General features: G+C 62.0%; 21 protein-coding genes. 12 read left to right on the top strand and 9 right to left on the bottom strand.

Features of this window, described 5'->3' with window-relative positions:
• Positions 1 to 41: 41 nt before the first annotated feature.
• Positions 42 to 290 (bottom strand): hypothetical protein, encoded by a 249-nt coding sequence (locus RA24_RS07125; protein WP_039148803.1) that lies wholly within the window; start codon positions 288 to 290, stop codon positions 42 to 44.
• 279 nt (positions 291 to 569) lie between these two features.
• Between RA24_RS07125 and thrS the strand changes: the two genes are divergently transcribed.
• The 5 genes from thrS (at position 570) to RA24_RS07100 (ending at position 5,287) form a co-directional block, all read left to right on the top strand.
• A complete protein-coding gene (thrS, locus tag RA24_RS07120; RefSeq protein ID WP_039190706.1) occupies positions 570 to 2,516 on the top strand; it encodes a threonine--tRNA ligase in 1,947 nt (648 codons plus the stop codon).
• Positions 2,517 to 2,737: 221 nt separating this feature from the next.
• Complete coding sequence (locus RA24_RS07115) at positions 2,738 to 3,043, top strand: BufA1 family periplasmic bufferin-type metallophore (protein ID WP_019295611.1); 306 nt, start codon at positions 2,738 to 2,740, stop codon at positions 3,041 to 3,043.
• A gap of 69 nt (positions 3,044 to 3,112) precedes the next feature.
• On the top strand, positions 3,113 to 3,967 hold the full coding sequence (bufB, locus tag RA24_RS07110) for an MNIO family bufferin maturase (RefSeq protein WP_039190704.1): 855 nt from the start codon (positions 3,113 to 3,115) through the stop codon (positions 3,965 to 3,967).
• Positions 3,964 to 4,719: an HvfC/BufC N-terminal domain-containing protein gene (locus tag RA24_RS07105; protein WP_039190702.1), complete on the top strand. Its 756-nt coding sequence runs from the start codon at positions 3,964 to 3,966 to the stop codon at positions 4,717 to 4,719. Before bufB ends, RA24_RS07105 begins: the two co-directional genes overlap by 4 nt.
• 4 nt (positions 4,720 to 4,723) lie before the next feature.
• A complete protein-coding gene (locus tag RA24_RS07100; RefSeq protein WP_019295614.1) occupies positions 4,724 to 5,287 on the top strand; it encodes a DoxX family protein in 564 nt (187 codons plus the stop codon).
• Between the two features lie 75 nt (positions 5,288 to 5,362).
• Here RA24_RS07100 and RA24_RS07095 read toward each other — a convergent pair whose 3' ends face one another.
• On the bottom strand, positions 5,363 to 5,731 hold the full coding sequence (locus tag RA24_RS07095; RefSeq protein WP_019295615.1) for a hypothetical protein: 369 nt from the start codon (positions 5,729 to 5,731) through the stop codon (positions 5,363 to 5,365).
• A gap of 42 nt (positions 5,732 to 5,773) precedes the next feature.
• Complete coding sequence (locus RA24_RS07090) at positions 5,774 to 6,091, bottom strand: arsenate reductase family protein (RefSeq protein ID WP_019295616.1); 318 nt, start codon at positions 6,089 to 6,091, stop codon at positions 5,774 to 5,776.
• A 189-nt stretch (positions 6,092 to 6,280) separates the two neighbouring features.
• Here RA24_RS07090 and RA24_RS07085 point away from each other — a divergent pair, with 189 nt between their 5' ends.
• Complete coding sequence (locus RA24_RS07085; RefSeq protein WP_019295617.1) at positions 6,281 to 6,487, top strand: cold-shock protein; 207 nt, start codon at positions 6,281 to 6,283, stop codon at positions 6,485 to 6,487.
• 57 nt (positions 6,488 to 6,544) lie between these two features.
• Here the strand turns inward: RA24_RS07085 and RA24_RS07080 are convergent, their stop codons facing one another.
• On the bottom strand, positions 6,545 to 7,024 hold the full coding sequence (locus RA24_RS07080; protein WP_039190701.1) for a dihydrofolate reductase: 480 nt from the start codon (positions 7,022 to 7,024) through the stop codon (positions 6,545 to 6,547).
• 18 nt (positions 7,025 to 7,042) lie between these two features.
• On the bottom strand, positions 7,043 to 7,876 hold the full coding sequence (locus RA24_RS07075; protein WP_039190699.1) for a thymidylate synthase: 834 nt from the start codon (positions 7,874 to 7,876) through the stop codon (positions 7,043 to 7,045).
• Positions 7,877 to 8,160: 284 nt separating this feature from the next.
• Between RA24_RS07075 and RA24_RS07070 the strand changes: the two genes are divergently transcribed.
• The 3 genes from RA24_RS07070 (at position 8,161) to RA24_RS07060 (ending at position 10,976) form a co-directional block, all read left to right on the top strand.
• Positions 8,161 to 9,039 (top strand): thymidylate synthase, encoded by an 879-nt coding sequence (locus RA24_RS07070; RefSeq protein WP_342586279.1) that lies wholly within the window; start codon positions 8,161 to 8,163, stop codon positions 9,037 to 9,039.
• A 3-nt stretch (positions 9,040 to 9,042) separates the two neighbouring features.
• Positions 9,043 to 10,476, top strand: a complete 1,434-nt coding sequence (locus RA24_RS07065) for a hypothetical protein (protein WP_039190697.1) — start codon at positions 9,043 to 9,045, stop codon at positions 10,474 to 10,476.
• A 71-nt stretch (positions 10,477 to 10,547) separates the two neighbouring features.
• Positions 10,548 to 10,976 (top strand): VOC family protein, encoded by a 429-nt coding sequence (locus tag RA24_RS07060; RefSeq protein ID WP_039148820.1) that lies wholly within the window; start codon positions 10,548 to 10,550, stop codon positions 10,974 to 10,976.
• A 519-nt stretch (positions 10,977 to 11,495) separates the two neighbouring features.
• On the opposite strand, the gene RA24_RS07055 is transcribed toward RA24_RS07060, so the two are convergent.
• From RA24_RS07055 to RA24_RS07045, 3 genes are all read right to left on the bottom strand, one after another.
• On the bottom strand, positions 11,496 to 11,993 hold the full coding sequence (locus tag RA24_RS07055) for a MarR family winged helix-turn-helix transcriptional regulator (protein ID WP_193386808.1): 498 nt from the start codon (positions 11,991 to 11,993) through the stop codon (positions 11,496 to 11,498).
• A gap of 76 nt (positions 11,994 to 12,069) precedes the next feature.
• Positions 12,070 to 12,327: a succinate dehydrogenase assembly factor 2 gene (locus RA24_RS07050; protein WP_039190849.1), complete on the bottom strand. Its 258-nt coding sequence runs from the start codon at positions 12,325 to 12,327 to the stop codon at positions 12,070 to 12,072.
• A gap of 9 nt (positions 12,328 to 12,336) precedes the next feature.
• Positions 12,337 to 12,753: a helix-turn-helix domain-containing protein gene (locus RA24_RS07045; protein ID WP_039148823.1), complete on the bottom strand. Its 417-nt coding sequence runs from the start codon at positions 12,751 to 12,753 to the stop codon at positions 12,337 to 12,339.
• 97 nt (positions 12,754 to 12,850) lie between these two features.
• Here RA24_RS07045 and RA24_RS07040 point away from each other — a divergent pair, with 97 nt between their 5' ends.
• Both RA24_RS07040 and RA24_RS07035 read left to right on the top strand, forming a co-directional pair.
• Positions 12,851 to 14,053, top strand: coding sequence for a pyridoxal phosphate-dependent aminotransferase (locus tag RA24_RS07040; protein WP_039190696.1), 1,203 nt, complete (start codon positions 12,851 to 12,853; stop codon positions 14,051 to 14,053).
• A 14-nt stretch (positions 14,054 to 14,067) separates the two neighbouring features.
• Positions 14,068 to 14,481, top strand: coding sequence for a hypothetical protein (locus RA24_RS07035; protein WP_019295627.1), 414 nt, complete (start codon positions 14,068 to 14,070; stop codon positions 14,479 to 14,481).
• Between the two features lie 10 nt (positions 14,482 to 14,491).
• Here the strand turns inward: RA24_RS07035 and RA24_RS07030 are convergent, their stop codons facing one another.
• Positions 14,492 to 15,268: a hypothetical protein gene (locus tag RA24_RS07030; protein ID WP_039190694.1), complete on the bottom strand. Its 777-nt coding sequence runs from the start codon at positions 15,266 to 15,268 to the stop codon at positions 14,492 to 14,494.
• Positions 15,269 to 15,514: 246 nt separating this feature from the next.
• Between RA24_RS07030 and RA24_RS07025 the strand changes: the two genes are divergently transcribed.
• Positions 15,515 to 17,119: a hypothetical protein gene (locus RA24_RS07025; protein ID WP_039190692.1), complete on the top strand. Its 1,605-nt coding sequence runs from the start codon at positions 15,515 to 15,517 to the stop codon at positions 17,117 to 17,119.
• Positions 17,120 to 17,234 lie beyond the last annotated feature (115 nt).

The raw sequence follows: 17,234 nt of genomic DNA, 5'->3' as shown, positions 1-17,234 counted from the left end.
GGGAGCGCGAGGGGCTGGCCCCTCGCTTGCCTTACGGCTGATCAGGACAGACTAGCGGCAGGTGTCCCGTCGGCCTTCTGAACCTGCAAGCGGCTCAACAGGTTCCGGATACGGCTCAGCATCTCCCCGGTCTGCACGGCCTTCTCCGCGTTTGCCCCGCCTTCGATCTGCGCGCCATGCTCATAAGACAGATGGCGGTGCGACAGGATCTTTTGCGACTGGCACAGCGCGGTTTCAATCAGATCCACATCTTCAACCGTCAGGTCAAAGTTCGGGTTCGGGCGGGTCATCGGAACACTCCTGGTATGTCCTTGGGTCTCAGGTTTCGGTCACCCTGCCCTAGCACCGCGTCCATGACAACAGTTTTTTTGTTATTTTTCAATTGCTTACCTGTATACATATATGTGCAATCGCATGCACAGGCACACAAACGGAAATTCCTGCGCAATTACAACCGCATGCAAAGCCGCCTTGACTTGCCTCTGTATTGGCAGCAAAACGCGCAGACCAAACACATACCCGCAACCGGGCGTTCTGTGGGCGCCAAACCGACGAGGAGCAGCCAGACTATGGCCCAAATCTCTCTCACTTTCCCCGATGGCAATGCACGATCCTATGACGCAGGCGTCACGCCCGCGCAGGTGGCCTCCGGCATTTCCACCTCGCTGGCCAAGAAGGCCATCTCCGCCACCGTCAACGATCAGCACTGGGATCTGCAGTGGCCGATCGACAGCGACGCCACCATTGCCATCCACACCATGAAGGACGAGGTCCAGGCCAATGAGCTGATCCGCCACGATCTGGCACATGTGATGGCGCGCGCGGTGCAAGAAATCTGGCCCGATACCAAGGTCACCATCGGCCCGGTCATTGAAAACGGCTGGTACTACGACTTCGACCGCGCAGACCCCTTCACCCCCGAAGACCTCGGCGCCATCGAGAAAAAGATGAAGGAAATCATCAACAAGCGTGATGAGGTCCGCACCGAGGTATGGGAACGCGACCGCGCGATCCAGCATTACACCGACAACAACGAGCCTTATAAGGTCGAGCTGATCGAGAGCATCCCGGGCGATGAACCGCTGCGCATGTACTGGCACGGCGACTGGCAGGACCTCTGCCGCGGCCCGCACCTGCAGCACACCGGCCAGCTGCCGGGCGATGCGTTCAAACTGATGAGCATCGCAGGCGCCTACTGGCGCGGCGACAGCTCCCGCGCGATGCTGCAGCGCATCTACGGCGTTGCCTTCACCGGCAAGGAAAAGCTGAAGGCGCACCTCCACATGCTGGAAGAGGCCGCCAAGCGCGACCACCGCAAGCTGGGCCGCGAGATGGACCTGTTTCACATGCAGGAAGAGGCACCGGGGCAGATCTTCTGGCACCCGAACGGTTGGACCGTCTACACCCAGCTGCAGGACTACATGCGCCGCCAGCAGCGCAAGGGCGGCTATGTCGAAGTGAACACCCCGCAGGTCGTGGACCGCAAACTGTGGGAGGCCTCGGGCCACTGGGACAAGTACCAGGAGAACATGTTCATCGTCGAAGTGGACGAGGAACACGCCCGCGAGAAGGCTGTGAACGCTCTGAAGCCGATGAACTGCCCCTGCCACGTGCAGATCTTCAACCAGGGCCTCAAGTCCTACCGCGACCTCCCGCTGCGCATGGCCGAGTTTGGCTCCTGCAACCGGTATGAGCCCTCGGGCGCACTGCACGGCATCATGCGGGTGCGCGGCTTCACCCAGGACGACGGCCACATCTTCTGCGCCGAGGATCAGATCGAATCCGAAACCGCGGAATTCATCGACTTCCTGTCGAAGATCTACAAGGATCTGGGGTTCGAGAAGTTCTCGGTCAAATTCTCCGACCGCCCGGACACCCGCGCCGGGTCCGATGAAGTCTGGGACAAGGCAGAGGCCGCGCTTCTGTCCGCCACCCGCGCCGCCGGGATCGAACCGGAACTGAACCCGGGCGAAGGCGCCTTTTATGGCCCCAAGCTGGAGTTTGTGCTGACCGATGCCATCGGCCGTGACTGGCAGTGCGGCACCCACCAGGTGGACTTCGTGCTGCCGGAACGCCTGGACGCCACCTATATCGGCGCCGACGGTGCCAAGCACCGTCCGGTCATGCTGCACCGTGCCACCCTCGGCTCTTTCGAGCGCTTCATCGGCATCCTGATCGAGGAACACGCGGGCAAGCTGCCGTTCTGGCTGGCTCCGCGCCAGGTGGTGGTCGCCTCGATCACCTCCGACGCCGATGACTACGTGCAGGAGGTTGTGGCAGAGCTGAAGAAGGCCGGCGTGCGCGCCGAGGCCGACATCCGCAACGAGAAGATCAACTACAAGGTCCGCGAACATTCCGTGGGCAAGGTTCCGGTCATTCTCGCTGTCGGCCACCGCGAGGTGGAGGAGCGCACCGTCTCCGTCCGCCGTCTTGGCGAAAAACAGACCAAGGTGGAGAGCCTCGAAAATGTTACAAAGGCACTGGAGGTGGAGGCCACCCCGCCGGACCTTCTGTAACATTCCGCCCCGAAAACAGCATCAGCGGCCCCCATCCGGGGGCCGTTTTGTTTCAAAATCCGGTAAAACCCCGCGATTTCAGCTCTTTGCGCTGCAATCCTGTCTCACATACGCTGACGCAGACGTGAGACACAGCCTCGTGACTTAAATTCCTGAAAGCCCCGGGTTAGTGTTTCCCTGTCAACACGACACCGCACGTTAAACCGAAAGGAATTCACGAGATGTCGACCACTGCAAAATCCCTGGCCGTTGCCAGCGCTGTTGCCGCCGCTCTGACCGCAGCTTCGACCATCCCCGCTGCTGCCGCCACCAAGGAAAAATGCTACGGCGTTTCGCTGGCAGGCCAGAACGACTGCGCCGCCGGCCCCGGCACCACCTGCGCCGGCACCTCGACCACCGACTACCAGGGCAATGCCTGGACTCTGGTGGACGCAGGCACCTGCGAGGGCATGGAACTGCCCGCGATGGCAGACGGCACTGAGCGCAAGGGCTCGCTGGAGCCGCTGGAGCGCGACCTTCCGGCATAAGACCGGCTTGAATTCAGGGGCGGGAGTGTCAATTCCCGCCCCTTTTGCACCCGGACCACAGGACCCGCCATGCTTGACACTGCTGCACATGACAGGCTGCCCGCCGCCCCCGGCGTTGGCTACAAGCCGCAGCATTTCGCCCAGATCACCGCCGAACCGGGCAGCGTCAAATGGCTGGAAATACACGCCGAGAACTACATGGGCGACGGCGGACGTCCAATTGCGCAGCTGCGCCACCTGTCCGAACGCTTTGCTATGTCAGTTCACGGCGTCGGCCTGTCGATCGGCGGCGAGGGCGCCCTGGATGCGGACCACCTCGCCCGGCTCAAGCATCTGGTTGGCTGGCTGAACCCTGCCAGCTTCTCCGAGCATCTGGCCTGGTCCACCCACGACAGTCATTTCTACAACGACCTGCTGCCGCTGCCTTACACGGATGCCAGCCTGCAGCGGATCTGTGATCATATCGACGAACTGCAGGACACTATTGGCCGCAGGATGCTGCTGGAAAACCCTTCCAGCTACCTCGCCTTTGCCGAGAGCACCTGGTCCGAGCCTGAATTCCTGGCCGAAATCTCCCGCCGCACCGGCTGCGGGCTGCTTCTGGACGTGAACAACGTCTTTGTGTCCGCCACCAACCTCGATTTCTCGCCCCAGGGCTACATCGACGCCTTCCCGCTGGACAAGGTCGGCGAGATCCACCTTGGCGGCCACGACGAGGATGAGGACGACCACGGCCACCCCTTGCTGATCGACAGCCACGGGCGCGAAGTGGTGGATCCGGTCTGGGCGCTCTTGGATTATACGCTGGCAAAATCCGGCCCCAAGCCGGTGCTGATCGAATGGGACAACGACGTACCGGACTGGCCCGTGCTGGAAGCCGAGGCCGCCCGCGCCGCAACCGCGTTGGAGCGCGTTCCGGCATGAGTGTGACCCAGACAGAATTCACCCGCGCCATGATGGATGCGGGCCAGCCGGTGCCGGACGGTCTGATCGACCATCAGGCCCAGCCCGCCGGGCGCCGCTTCAGCGTGTACCGCAACAATGTGGCAGTCTCCCTGACCGATGCCATGCACAGCGCCTTTCCGGTGATTGCCAAGCTTCTGGGAAAGCAGAACATGGACGGGCTGGCAGGCATCTACCTGCGCCAGCATCCCCCTTCCTCACCGCTAATGATGTTCTACGGCGAACATTTCCCTGCCTTCCTCGAAGGCATGCAGCAGCTCAAGCACCTCGGCTACCTTGGCGATGTCGCCCGGCTGGAATTGGCCCTGCGCCGCGCCTACCATGCTGCCGATGCCGCGCCCATTACCCCTGACGCGCTTGGAGCCCTTCCGCCAGACCAGCTGATGAACACTTGGCTGACGCTTGCGCCCGCAGTGCAGGTCATCTGTTCGCCTTGGCCCGTCCACGCCATCTGGCGCTACAACACCGAAGACGGCGCGCCCAAGCCTGAGCCGCAGGCCCAGGACGTGCTGGTCACCCGTCCTGAATTCGACCCCATTCCCCAGGCTCTGCCCCTCGGCGGGGCCCTCTGGATCCGCGCCCTGATGAAGGGCGCCACCATCGGCGAAGCGCTGGAACAGGCCGCCGCCGCAGACGAAACCTTCGACCTGGGTGCCACGCTGGCCCTGCTGTTGCAGGGCCACGCGATCACCGGATTGGACAGCAAAGGGTAAATCCATGCACGCACTTGTCTCCATTCACGACGCCGTCTTCCGCCAGGTGGAAAGGGGCGGCAACTGGCTGCTGCCGCTGGCAGCGCGCTTTGTTTTCGCCTCCACCCTGCTGCTCTACTTCTGGAACTCCGGCCTGACCAAGCTGGGCGACGGCATCCTCGGCCTGTTCAGCCCTTCGATCGGCGCCTACAGCCAAATCTTCCCGAAACAGCTGGAGGCGGTCGGCTATGACGTCTCCCAGTTCGGGCTATTCCAGAAACTGGTTGTGCTGGCCGGCACCTACGCCGAGTTCATCTTGCCGCTGCTGATCGTGATCGGCCTTCTGACCCGCCTCGCTTCGCTTGGCATGATCGGCTTTGTCATCGTGCAATCGCTGACCGACATCTACGGCCACGGTGCAACCGACGACAAAACCCTTGGCGCGCTGTTCGACCGCTTCCCTGACGCGGTGATCCTGGACCAGCGGCTGTTCTGGGTCTTCTTGCTGGCGGTCCTGGTGGTCAAAGGCGCCGGAGCGCTCTCTGTGGACGCCCTGCTGCGCAACCGGATGGAACCGGCCATCGCCTGACACTGAACAATTGGCAAAAACAAAAGGCGCCCTGCCCCCGGCAGCGGCGCCTTTTTCATGCGGTTCCGCTAAGGATCAGAAATGCGCCTTGGGCTCATCCGGCTTGCCCGCCGCAAGCGCCATCAAGCCGCCCACCGCAGCAAAGCTGAGCGGGAAGATGGTGAAGACATTGAGGCCAAAGCCCGCATACATCCCCGCCGCCGATCCCAACAGCAGGATACCACCCCACAAGGCCCGCGCCCGCGCCATCGCGCCGCCGGCAATCGCCAGCAGCGGCGACAGCACAGCCAGCAGCCGCAATTTCTCGACGTTCTCGACCTGTTCGGCCAGCCCCTCGACCTCGCCAAAATGCTCCACCGCGGCGGTATAGCCATAGCCGAAGAACCCCACCACCATGCCGAAAATCCCGGCGATGATCCCCAGAACAAGGGCTGCATTCCGCATTATACGTCTCCTGAAATCTGCCGTAACGACATATGCGCCGCCTTAGGCCGCGCCAAGGGCCGCCTTCGTGTTCTGATCCCATCCCAGGAATAATTCCCCGTTGCGCTCAATCAGTGGCCGCTTCATCAGTGCCGGATGCGCGCGCAGCAGGTCCAGCGGCTCCCCCGCACGTTCTTCTTCGCTTAACCCCCGCCAAGTGGTGGAGCGGGTATTGACCAGCTTGACCCCGAACTGAGCATGGGCTGCTTCCAGCAGGCCGTCCGGCATCCCGTCCGTGCGGATATCAACCAGACTCGAATCCGGAAGCGCTTTCAACGCCTTACGGCAGGTATCGCAGTTCTTGAGTCCATAGATTTTCATGTTGCCTTCACTCTCCCCAGCCGGAATTCACACAATTTATGGTGGAATTATCCGGTTTCTCTTGATTTTCGGCCAACCCGTGTAAAACTCTAGGTTGTCCAGCTTCACCTTGCCCCTCGCGGTCAGGGTACAGGCCGGATGCCCCGGGATGCCCCTGGGCGACGCGCAAAGTAGAAGGAGACACGGGAAATGCCAAGCGGCACCGTGAAGTGGTTCAACACCACCAAAGGGTACGGGTTTATTGAACCCGATGAAGGCGGCAAAGATGTGTTTGTGCACATTTCAGCGGTGGAGCGGTCGGGCATGACCGGCCTCGCCGACAATATGAAAATCGCCTATGAGCTGTCCGAAGGCCGTGATGGCCGGCAAATGGCAGCAGAGCTCAAGGCTGTATAGCCTATCAATTCTGCACTGCGCCCGGGTGCTGACTGGGCGCAGGCACTGCCAGCGGCCTCAGGATCGCCGCAGATATTCCACCATCACACAGGCCGGATCGCTGTCGCGAAGCACTGTTTCTCCGGCCTTGAACCACTTGTCTGCCTGAAACTCCGGGAAATAGGCATCTGCATCCTCGATGGTCAGATCCACCTCGGTGACCAGCAGCCTGTCCGCCATGTCCAGCATGCCGCGATAGATCCCCTCGCCGCCGATGCCATAGACGCGCCGGTAGCCTTGATCATAGGCCTCCTGCACAGCTGCCTCGATCGACGGCAGCACGATCTCTGCCGCCTGCGGGTTGGAGGACACCACCAGATTGAGCCGGTTCTTCAGCGGCTTCACCGGCAGGCTGTCCCAGGTGTTGCGGCCCATGATGATGGCGCCGCCCAGGGTCTCGCGCTGAAACGCCTTCATGTCCTCCGGCGCAAACCAGGGGATATCATTGTCCTTGCCGATGGCACCGTTGCGCGCCCGCGCAGCGATCAGGGTAATCATGCCTATTGTCCTTGTGTCTTAGACCGCCACCGGCGCCTTGATCGCCGGGTCGGGGTCATAGTTCAGGATCTCGAAGTCCTCGAACTTGAAATCGAAAATCGAATTCACCTGCCGCTTGATCTGCAGCTGCGGCAGCGGCTTGGGGCTGCGCGAGAGCTGCAGCTGCACCTGCTCCACATGGTTCGAATAGATATGCGCATCCCCCATCGTGTGCACGAAGTCCCCGGCCTCGTAGCCGGTCACATGCGCCAGCATGGCCAGCAGCAGCGAATAGGAGGCAATATTGAACGGCACGCCCAGGAACATGTCGGCGGATCGCTGATAGAGCTGCATGTGCATCTTGCCGCCTGCAACCCGCACCTGCCACAGCGTATGGCAGGGCGGCAGCGCCATGTCCGGCACATCCGCGGGGTTCCAGGCCGACACGATCAGGCGGCGGCTGTCCGGGCTTTTGCGGATCATCTCCACCAGATCCGAAATCTGGTCGACACTGCCCGCACGGTACAGCGGCTCATCCCCCAGGGTTCCTTCAGCCAGCTCCAGCTTGGGAAAACGGCGCCACTGGTGGCCGTAAACCGGTCCCAAGTCGCCGTTCTCATCCGCCCACTCGTCCCAGATCGACACCCCGTTTTCCTTCAAGTAGCGGATGTTGGTGTCGCCGGACAAGAACCACAGCAGCTCATGAATGATGGAGCGCAGATGCAGCTTCTTGGTGGTCACCAGCGGAAAGCCCTCCGCCAGGGAATAGCGCGCCTGCATCCCGAAACAGGACAGCGTTCCGGTGCCGGTCCGGTCGTCCGACGGCACCCCGTGATCCAGAATGTATTGTAGCTGATCGTGATACTGCTGCATTTCCGCCCCCTGCCGCTGCCCGGAATATCACCCCGGCATACTCAATGGCACGCCGCACGCCAAGTCAGAAAATACCCCCTTTGGCACCCCGTCAACCTACCATATCTGCCACTCAACGCGATACAGGAAACTACATGCAGGTAGCGCATCCGCCACGGTTGCGCCCAAAACCGCGCTGTTCAATTGACAAGCGCAGCGCTGCGGCCGAAGGTAGCGCAAAACGATAAAACATATTGAGGTAGAGGCAGATGAGGCGCTTTTGGCTAGGGCTCGCGGCAGCGTCCGTGGTGTCCGCATGCGGCGGGGGGAATCCCTTCACCACAACGACTGATGACGATACGGACACCGGCACGGATACCGAGTCGGCGATTCCTGCGTCGATTGCTAACGATCTTGACAGCGTAAGCTATGACCCGACTAATCAGACGCTAACCGTAACCGGTGTCGGGCTGGACGAGACCCCCTTCACCTCGACATATGTACGCAAGCCTGCGCTCGACCGTGCCGGGTATGAAGCTTATACGGTTCAGGACAACGAGCTAACTGAACACTCCACGGCCTACGTGCGCCAATCCGGACGCGGCTATGCTGCCGTGGTCGTTACTGGCGGGCAATTTGGATATTTTCAGGGTGGTGCCACATATGCCAGAACCGGCTCCTTTACCGAACCGGACACAGAATCTGGTCCTGGCGGCATTGTCAGCTATGCCGGCAATTATGTGGGTCTCCTGAATGTCAATGGCGACACAGGCGATCTGATTATTCCGTCTGGCAGCCCCGAAACTATCCTTCTGCCCGGGCAGGCTGCTGAGGTCACCGGAGACGTCTTCATCAATGCCGACTTCTCAGACCGGGCGATCAAGGGCACGATCTACAACCGCGAAATTACCGATGCCCCCGGGACTTCGGTTGAAAACCTGATACTTGTTCCGACAGAGATTGCCGCTGATGGCACTTTTGACGGCACCCTAAATGTCGATGGCACCGGCGTCGGCACCTACGGTGGCACCTTCGCTGGCACTGATGCAGAGGTGGTAGCCGGAGGTGTGCATGCGACAAGCCATATAGACGCACTTAGTGGCGGCACAAACCCGATTGAAGAATACGGCGTCTTCGTGCTGGACTCTTGTGACAGCGCCAACGCCGATCCGGTCTGCCCGTAAGCCATGCGCATGGCCGCCGCGGCAGCGCTGGCGCTGGGCCTAGCGACAGCCCAGCCGCACGCTCAGGAACAGGTGCAGCCCAAGGTACACCTGTCCCTGAACCAAGGGCATGTGCTCGCCACCCATGCGCTCAAGTCTGGCAATCCGCAGCTGGCCTTGCGGGTGTCTGACGCGCTGCTGCAAGCCAATCGCAAGAACCACGTTGCCTGGCAGCTGCAAGCGGTGGCCTATGCCCAAGCCGGTCAGCACGCCAAAGGCCGCAAGGCCGCCGCCCGTGCTTTTCGCTTTGCTCCCGACAGCGCCGCCAAGTTTCAGATTGGCCAGCTTGCCTCGCGCCTGGCCTTTCAGAGCGGCAGCCCGGTGCTGTCGCAATATTGGCTGCGCCGGACGGCAGTTCATTCCCCGGACAGCAAAGCCGACGCGCTGATCGCCAAGGATTACCAGGCCCTGCGCCGGATCAGCCCCTGGTCCTTCCGGCTCAGCGGCGGGGTGAAACCGTCGAACAACGTGAACAACGGCTCTGACGCGGCAACCCAGGAAATCGACGGGCTCAGCTCTCACCAGAACAGATTCGGCCCGCGCGCCATTGCCCTTTCCGGTCTTATCGGAACCCTGGACAGCAGCCTCGGCCGCCGCCTGCGGCAAAGCGAAACCAGCCTGACGTCTCTCAGCGGGCGCCTCTACGTCCAGCGCGTCGCCCTGTCGTCCAGCGCCAAGGAAGAAGCCGCAGCATTGGCCCAATTAATTCACACCAGCGTGCCCCGCAATTCCGAATTCGGCTCCACCTACGGCGAAATCACTCTGAGTCACGCCTTTGCCGCAGGCCCCAAGGAAAGCGCCGGCAGTGCCCGTGTCGCCCTGACCGGTGCAACCTCCTGGTATGGCGGCAGGCGCAACTACAATCTGGTAAAGCTGTCAGGCGCCCGCAGCTGGGCCCTCTCCAGCCAGAACCGGCTCACCATCAACGGCAGCGCCGAACACCGGATTGATCCGCGCCTGAGCTTGCTGAGGGCCGACGTGTTCGGCCTCGGCGCCTCGCTGTCGCGAAAGCTGGAAAACGGCAACAGCCTCAGCTTCTCCCTTGGATTGCGCGACACCCACACCAGCAATGTCAACTCCGCAGGAACTACGGCAACCCTGCGCATCGGCTACGCTATTGCAGAGGCCATCGGCCCGGCCAAAGTCAGCACAGGACTGATTTTGGGAGCCGCCGACTATCCCGATCACATTTTCCACAACGGTTTTGGCTGGCAAACCATACCCGGCGGCCGCCAGGATCAGTCGCTGTATGCGGATTTGAACGTATTCTTTGAAGATTATGATTACGCAGGGTTTGCCCCCATGCTGCGGGTCCGCGCGGGCAAGCGCAGTTCCAATCACAGCCGCTTTGACAGTTCGGAATTTTCCGTTTCTCTGGGCATTGAATCAAAGTTCTGACCCCGTATCTGTTCAGCACGGGCCTGCACGGTGAATGCACCGGGGCCGCAAACCCAAACAGGAGACCGCCAATGCCCCTCACCTATCTGCACACCATGGTCCGGGTGAAAGACCTGGAGAAATCCATGGCCTTCTTTGAGCTGCTGGGCCTCAAGGAGACCCGCCGCTGGGACAACGAGCAGGGCCGGTTCACCCTGGTGTTCATGGCGCCCCCGGGTCAGGAGGACGCCCCGGTCGAGCTCACTTGGAACTGGGACGGGGACGACGCGCTGCCCAGCGACAGCCGCCATTTCGGCCACCTTGCCTATGGGGTGGACGACATTTATGCCGTTTGTCAGCACCTGATGGACAACGGCGTCACCATCAACCGTCCGCCGCGCGACGGGCACATGGCTTTTGTGCGCTCGCCCGACAATATTTCCATCGAACTGCTGCAAAATGGCGGGTCCCTGCCCCCGGCAGAGCCTTGGGCCAGCATGGAAAATACCGGCCACTGGTAAGGCAGGCCTTTGGCGACGGGACAAACGGCGGCTCATGCCATTGGAAAGGCTGCCTGGCCTGCCGGTGGCGGGCCGCAGAGCCTGGCATCAGATACAGCGGGAAGCGGCACGCAGCGCGCCCGGAAGTCAGGCGCAGGCTTAACCGCGGCCAACAGCAGCGCTGAGCCGCCGTGAAAACCAGGCTGCAAGGCCAGCAAGCCCCCCCGGCCGAAACAGGCGCCAAAGGCCGAACGGCCAAGGCCAGCTTGCCACCCGGCCAGGATAAGAGCCTTTTGCAACTCCAAAAACCGGCGCAGCCCCCAATGGGGGCTGCCGGTGCCGTCTGATCGTCTCTTACAGACTTCGATCCCGGAAAAAGGGCGGCGCTTCTGCGGCCTTCTGCCGTGACCCCGTCCGGGGCCCGGCGCTTTCCCTTTGCTTTCGGTCAGAGCATGGTTTCCCCTCATGCCCTGTCAGCGGCCTGCCGGTGTTCCCCGGCTCTGCGGCCTCTTGCCTGCTGGTCTGTTTCCCAGTCTGGCTTCAGTAAATGTAGCGGATCTGATCCGACCAGTAGCGCTCCATCCGCTTCAGCGAGGCGGTAATATCCTCGATCCCTTCAGAGGAAATCACGTTCTTGCCTTCCAGCCCTTCGGCATGGCGGGAGAACAGCGCTGACACGATGTCGCGGATCTCGCGGCCGCGCGGGGTCAGACGCACCCGGACGGAACGGCGGTCGATCTCGCAACGCTGATGGTGCATATAGCCCATTTCGACCAGCTTCTTGAGGTTGTAGCTGACGTTGCTGCCCTGATAGTAGCCGCGGGTTTTCAGTTCCCCGGCAGTCACCTCATTGTCACCGATGTTGAACAGCAAAAGCGCCTGGACCGCATTGATCTCCAGCACGCCGACGCGCTCAAACTCATCCTTGATGACATCCAGCAGCAGGCGGTGAAGGCGCTCAAGCAGACCCAGCGCCTCCAGATAGCCAGTCATGAAACCTTTGCGGTCCGTCTGGCCAATTGGCAATTCCATACTCATTCGCATCTCCGACTCGAATTTGCTTCTAAGACAAGATGCCAACAATTCCCGAAAAATCAGTTAAGCCGGAATTTTATTATTTTTGATGGGTTTGTGCTATGTCCGCCACGAGGGCGCGGAACCGCTCCTGCGGTTCCGCCTGACCGGTCACCCACTGGTACAGATCCTGGTCGTTTTCGTGCAGCAGTTGATCGTACAGATCCAGCTGCGCATCATTCATGTCTTCCAGGTTGGCTGCTGCATAGGCTGACAGCAAGATATCCATTTCCTTGATACCCCGGCGCATCGAGCGCATCTGCAGCCGCTTCAGGCGGGTGGCACGGTCTTCTTGCATCATCAGGCCTCAGGCAGTTTCCGCTGCCGGCGCCTCGTTCACCTGCAACAGGCTCCGCAATTTCTTCTCCAGCCGCGCAGCACGCTCCGCGTTCTGGCGCATTTCGCTGCGCAGCGAGCGCAACTCGTTCAGGACGCTAGCAAAATCGCCTGCTTCCAGTTCCAGCGGCGCCGGTTCGGACATGCCTTCACCCTCGCCGGTCAGCAGCCAGGACATCGACACGTTCAACAGGCCCGCCAGCATGGTCAGCTTGTTGGCGCGCGGCTCGGACAGGTCCCGCTCCCAGGCGCTGAGGGTCGATTTCTTGACGCCGATACGGCGTGCCAGCTGGCCCTGGGTCATCCCGCCCGCTTCGCGCGCCGCTGCAACGCGGTCGCCGAAAGTTGCTGCATCCGGGCCATACCAGTCTGTGTTCTGCTCAGTCATTGTCAGTTCTCCTAACTCAAAGTGCCAATGCAGCTTGATCGCTGTTTGGCGGCAACCTATGACAGTTCCGCACAACATACAAACCGGGGCACCGCCAATGTCTTTCCTGTCTGAGACCTTATCCCGCGTCAAACCGTCGCCGACCATAGCGATGACCGCAAAAGCGGCAGAGCTGAAGGCGGCGGGACGTGACGTCATTGGCCTGTCGGCGGGCGAGCCGGATTTCGACACGCCGCAGAACATCAAGGATGCGGCGGTTGCCGCCATTGCCGCGGGCAAGACCAAATACACCGCTCCCGACGGCATCCCGGAGCTGAAACAGGCCGTCTGCGCCAAGATGAAGCGCGACCATGGTCTCGACTACACGCCCGCGCAGGTCTCTGTCGGCACCGGCGGCAAGCAGACGCTGTACAATGCCCTGATGGCCACACTGAACGAGGGCGATGAGGTGGTGATTCCCGCCCCCTATTGGGTCAGCTACCCCGATATGGTGCTGCTGGCCGGCGGCACCCCGGTGATTGCCGAAACCTCGCTGCAAACCAATTTCAAGCTGACCGCGGATCAGCTCGAGGCCGCGATCACCCCCAAGACCAAATGGTTCATCTTCAACTCGCCCTCCAACCCCACGGGCGCGGGCTACAGCCGGGCAGAGCTGAAAGAGCTGACCGACGTGCTGATGCGCCACCCCCACGTTTGGGTGATGACCGACGACATGTATGAACACCTCGCCTATGACGGGTTCGAATTCTGCACCCCGGCGCAGGTGGAGCCCGGCCTGTATGAGCGCACCCTCACCTGCAACGGTGTCTCCAAGGCCTATGCGATGACCGGCTGGCGCATCGGCTATGCCGCAGGCCCCGAAAAGCTGATCGCCGCCATGCGCAAGGTGCAGTCGCAGTCCACCTCCAACCCCTGCTCGGTCAGCCAATGGGCCGCGGTGGAGGCTCTGAACGGCACGCAAGCCTTCCTGGCGCCCAACAACGAAAAATTCGTCCGCCGCCGCGACCTGGTGGTCTCCATGCTGTCAGAGATCGAGGGCATCTCCTGCCCCGTGCCCGAAGGCGCTTTCTACGTCTACCCGTCCATCGCCGGGCTGATCGGCAAGACGACCCCGTCAGGAAAAGTGATTGAAACCGATGAGGATTTCGCCACCGCCCTGCTGGAGGAGGCAGACGTCGCTGTGGTCTTTGGTGCCGCCTTCGGCCTGTCGCCGAACTTCCGCGTCAGCTACGCGACCTCCGATACCGCGCTGGAAGAGGCCTGCCGCCGCATCCAGACCTTCTGCGCCGCGCTGACCTGACAGGAGACACGAGCATGAGCGCCGATCTGCCGGAGTATTACTTCCGCGTCCGTGAGAACGGCGCCTTTGTCTTCCGTGTCGATACCGAGAACCGCAACCGGCGGATCGAGATGGACCAGATCGCCGTTGTGAACATCCGCAACGGCGAGATCAAACCGCACGGCCAGCGCCAGCTGACCGGTCAGGACCTCGCCGAGATCAAATCCTGGATGGCGGCCCGTGCCGCCACCCTGGCAGCCCGCGACGTGGACGACATCCACCGCGCCATCGACCATTTGAACCTGACCGCTCAGTGGGCCAACAGCCGCGCAACGGAAGAGCAGCTGGAGGACGTGACCGACGCGCTCTTGCTGGCGATGCACGACCTGCGCAGCGTGCTGGTGCGCAAAAAGGCCGACCGGCTAATGAAAGAGCGCAGCGGGGAATAAGCCAGCCGCGTCAGCCGCAGTACAGCGACCGCACGGAATATGACCGGAACCCGCCTTGAAGCGGCAACTGGGTCGGGCTGAAAAATTGCGGCAAATGCCTCGGCAGGCTCGGGTTTCCCAGCACAAACAGGCTGCGCTGCCACAGCGCGTCCGGCGTGCCCGGCTCCACTCCGGTCAGGCCCAGGCGCCACCTCAGATGCAGAACAGCCCTTGCATGCATATTGCCGCCCAGGATGAACCCGCGGGGCGGCTCCGCCTGAATCCGGGACGGCTCCGCCCCCTCCAAGCTGGCAATCTGGCAAACGAATTGCCCTTTGACCTCGGCCCGCAACCCGCCGCTCAAAGACTCCCGTGTCAGCGTCACCAGATGACCGGCCTTAAGACCCGCACCGCGGACTGCAAACTCCAGCACCTGCGGCAGATCAAACACCACGGTGTTCGGCCCGAACAGCCGCTCTTCATCCTGCCATTCGCTGCCGCTGGCAAAGCGCAGCTTAAAGCGCCCCGGCGGCACCAGCACCTTAAAGAAGGCACCGCCCCGAAAATAGGCCGCCAGTGCGTCACCGCCGCTGCCGGACAGCACCAGATAGTAATCAGCGCCTGCAGGCGATTTGACTTGCAGGGGAAACACTGCGGGCAGCCCCGTGCGGTTCCACATCAGCCCGGCGCGGGGAGCCGCCTGCCGGTCCGCCTGTTCTGCCAGCGCCGCGGGCAGGCACAGAAACAGTCCGGCCAGTACCCCAGCCGCCAGCCGGCGCCAGGCCAGCCCTGCGAAGTCCTGCACCATGGCCTTCTGCTCCCGCCTGTCACAGACAGCGTAAGCCTAGCACAGCTGCAGGCCTTCCCAAACACAAGGCGCCCTTCCCAGGCAAAAGCCCGGGCCGCGGCGCCTGGCGTGATGTGAATGCTACGGCCCGGTTTCAATCACAGGCAGAAACCCCGATACTGCTGGCCGGCGCTCAAGATCCCGGTCAAAATCACAGCATAACAACAAAAGATGAGGGCCGGAGCACCACCCGCTCCGGCAGAGCAGATGCTTGAAGCGCAAAGACTTTGGCCCTACCGCCCGCGGCTGTTCGCCAAGGCGTTCCGCTACCAGTACGTGGTGTCGCGGCAAGTGGAACAGATCCATTCCTTTGCCCGCCGCACCTGTGGCCAATGGCACATTCATTCCGGCAAGGACTTGCCCGCCTGCACCCTGCATGATGCACAGGGCCGCCAATTCGGCGTCCTCCTAGGCATCGCAGTCGGCCCGGCGGGCCTCCTGTCCGGACCGCAGCAGCACCTGCCGCTGGACAGCACAGCTGCGGATTTCTGGAACCATCTTGAAGCCTTCATCACGGACACCGCAGGCCGTTTTGCCATCATCGCCGAAAGCGGCGGCCAGGCACGGTTTTACACCGATCCGGTCGCCATGATCGGCGCCGTCTATGACCCGCTGGCACGCGGCGTTGCCGCCTCTCCGCTGCTGGCGCTGGACCGTCCGGTGGTGCCCAATCCCAAAGTCGACCTGGATACCGTCGAAAACCACGGCGGCAAGATTTCCCTGTTCCATACAGCTGACAAGCATGTCCGGCGCCTCAATCCGAATTGTTACCTGGATCTGCGCACCTTCCGCGAGCACCGCTTCTGGCCCCGCGAGAACGACAGCCTGGACGCCCCGGCAGACCCGGTAGAGATCTACGACCGGATCTATGCGCAGGCCAGTTTCAACATCGGTGCCATTGCTGCTGCCCACCCAACGGCGCTGCCGGTGACCGGCGGCCAGGACAGCCGCCTGCTCATGACGTTTGCCAAGCCCCATGCGGGCCGCATCCGGCATTATTTCTCCCATATCAACAACTACGCAACACGGCGCGACGCCGCCATCGGCGGCATCCTGTGCCAGCGCCTGAACCTGCGCCATGAACCGCTGGACAAACGCGATTTTTCCCTGCCGGAAGCCGAAGTCGAAAAGCGGCGCAGCATCTATCACCTGACAACCGGCGCCCCGATGCCGCCGCCGCTTGAGCATCTGAACGGCACTGCCAACGGCCTGCCCGAAAACACCGTCATTCTGCGCGGCCATCAAACCGACCTTTTGCGTGCCGTCTTTGTGACGAGGCCGCAAGGGCTGTGGGATGTGATCAACTGGCAGATCAGAAAGCTGCTGATTGTGCCCAGCAATATGTTCGGGCCTGAAACGGCCGCGCTGTTCCGGGACGATTTCACTGCCTGGCAGCGGTCGCTGAACACACCCGCCCGCAGCAAAGCAGTCGATTTCCTGTTTCTTGAGGTCTACTACAGCTCCACCATCGGTGCCGTGTTTCCGGGCCTGTGGCAGCACTTCTACATGTCGCCCTTCAACAGCCGCAACCTGATCGCCTTGTCGCTCAGCTTTGCGGACAAGCACCGGGTAGAGTCGGTGCCGGTCTTCGACATCATTGAACGCTTTGCCCCGCAGCTATCGGATGTGCCCTTCGATTTCGAGGCCCCCGCGGACCTGGATTCGCTGCACGGCTGCGAGGGCAGCTACGGCCCCATGACCCGCGCACGCCGATTGGCCGCAATCAAGCGTCTGACCCGCGCGCTGCCGGACCAGGCCAGCCAGACCCGGCCAGAGGAAGAGCAGCCTGCAGCCGCAGCCGGAACGGCCTGACGGCCTTTCTGTAAGCGGAACAGCACCCCCGCCGCTGCATTGGCAAAGCTTTGCCGCTACCGGCAGGGCTGCACCGCCGCCGCTGGACCCAGGCGCCGCTCCATGGTTGAGGTTG

Origin of the sequence: Leisingera sp. ANG-M6 (assembly GCF_000813905.1) — a bacterium.
In the GTDB taxonomy this organism is placed as follows: domain Bacteria; phylum Pseudomonadota; class Alphaproteobacteria; order Rhodobacterales; family Rhodobacteraceae; genus Leisingera.
The sequence above is the reverse complement of the archived record's forward strand: the minus strand, read 5'-3'. Positions and strand labels throughout refer to the sequence as shown.

Excerpts from the sequence above, each read along its gene's own strand:
- RA24_RS07125 (WP_039148803.1), bottom strand. The coding sequence starts at position 290 with ATGACCCGCCCGAACCCGAACTTTGACCTGACGGTTGAAGATGTGGAT.
- thrS (WP_039190706.1), top strand. The coding sequence starts at position 570 with ATGGCCCAAATCTCTCTCACTTTCCCCGATGGCAATGCACGATCCTAT.
- RA24_RS07115 (WP_019295611.1), top strand. The coding sequence starts at position 2,738 with ATGTCGACCACTGCAAAATCCCTGGCCGTTGCCAGCGCTGTTGCCGCC.
- bufB (WP_039190704.1), top strand. The coding sequence starts at position 3,113 with ATGCTTGACACTGCTGCACATGACAGGCTGCCCGCCGCCCCCGGCGTT.
- RA24_RS07105 (WP_039190702.1), top strand. The coding sequence starts at position 3,964 with ATGAGTGTGACCCAGACAGAATTCACCCGCGCCATGATGGATGCGGGC.
- RA24_RS07100 (WP_019295614.1), top strand. The coding sequence starts at position 4,724 with ATGCACGCACTTGTCTCCATTCACGACGCCGTCTTCCGCCAGGTGGAA.
- RA24_RS07095 (WP_019295615.1), bottom strand. The coding sequence starts at position 5,731 with ATGCGGAATGCAGCCCTTGTTCTGGGGATCATCGCCGGGATTTTCGGC.
- RA24_RS07090 (WP_019295616.1), bottom strand. The coding sequence starts at position 6,091 with ATGAAAATCTATGGACTCAAGAACTGCGATACCTGCCGTAAGGCGTTG.
- RA24_RS07085 (WP_019295617.1), top strand. The coding sequence starts at position 6,281 with ATGCCAAGCGGCACCGTGAAGTGGTTCAACACCACCAAAGGGTACGGG.
- RA24_RS07080 (WP_039190701.1), bottom strand. The coding sequence starts at position 7,024 with ATGATTACCCTGATCGCTGCGCGGGCGCGCAACGGTGCCATCGGCAAG.
- RA24_RS07075 (WP_039190699.1), bottom strand. The coding sequence starts at position 7,876 with ATGCAGCAGTATCACGATCAGCTACAATACATTCTGGATCACGGGGTG.
- RA24_RS07065 (WP_039190697.1), top strand. The coding sequence starts at position 9,043 with ATGCGCATGGCCGCCGCGGCAGCGCTGGCGCTGGGCCTAGCGACAGCC.
- RA24_RS07060 (WP_039148820.1), top strand. The coding sequence starts at position 10,548 with ATGCCCCTCACCTATCTGCACACCATGGTCCGGGTGAAAGACCTGGAG.
- RA24_RS07055 (WP_193386808.1), bottom strand. The coding sequence starts at position 11,993 with ATGAGTATGGAATTGCCAATTGGCCAGACGGACCGCAAAGGTTTCATG.
- RA24_RS07050 (WP_039190849.1), bottom strand. The coding sequence starts at position 12,327 with ATGCAAGAAGACCGTGCCACCCGCCTGAAGCGGCTGCAGATGCGCTCG.
- RA24_RS07045 (WP_039148823.1), bottom strand. The coding sequence starts at position 12,753 with ATGACTGAGCAGAACACAGACTGGTATGGCCCGGATGCAGCAACTTTC.
- RA24_RS07040 (WP_039190696.1), top strand. The coding sequence starts at position 12,851 with ATGTCTTTCCTGTCTGAGACCTTATCCCGCGTCAAACCGTCGCCGACC.
- RA24_RS07035 (WP_019295627.1), top strand. The coding sequence starts at position 14,068 with ATGAGCGCCGATCTGCCGGAGTATTACTTCCGCGTCCGTGAGAACGGC.
- RA24_RS07030 (WP_039190694.1), bottom strand. The coding sequence starts at position 15,268 with ATGGTGCAGGACTTCGCAGGGCTGGCCTGGCGCCGGCTGGCGGCTGGG.
- RA24_RS07025 (WP_039190692.1), top strand. The coding sequence starts at position 15,515 with ATGCTTGAAGCGCAAAGACTTTGGCCCTACCGCCCGCGGCTGTTCGCC.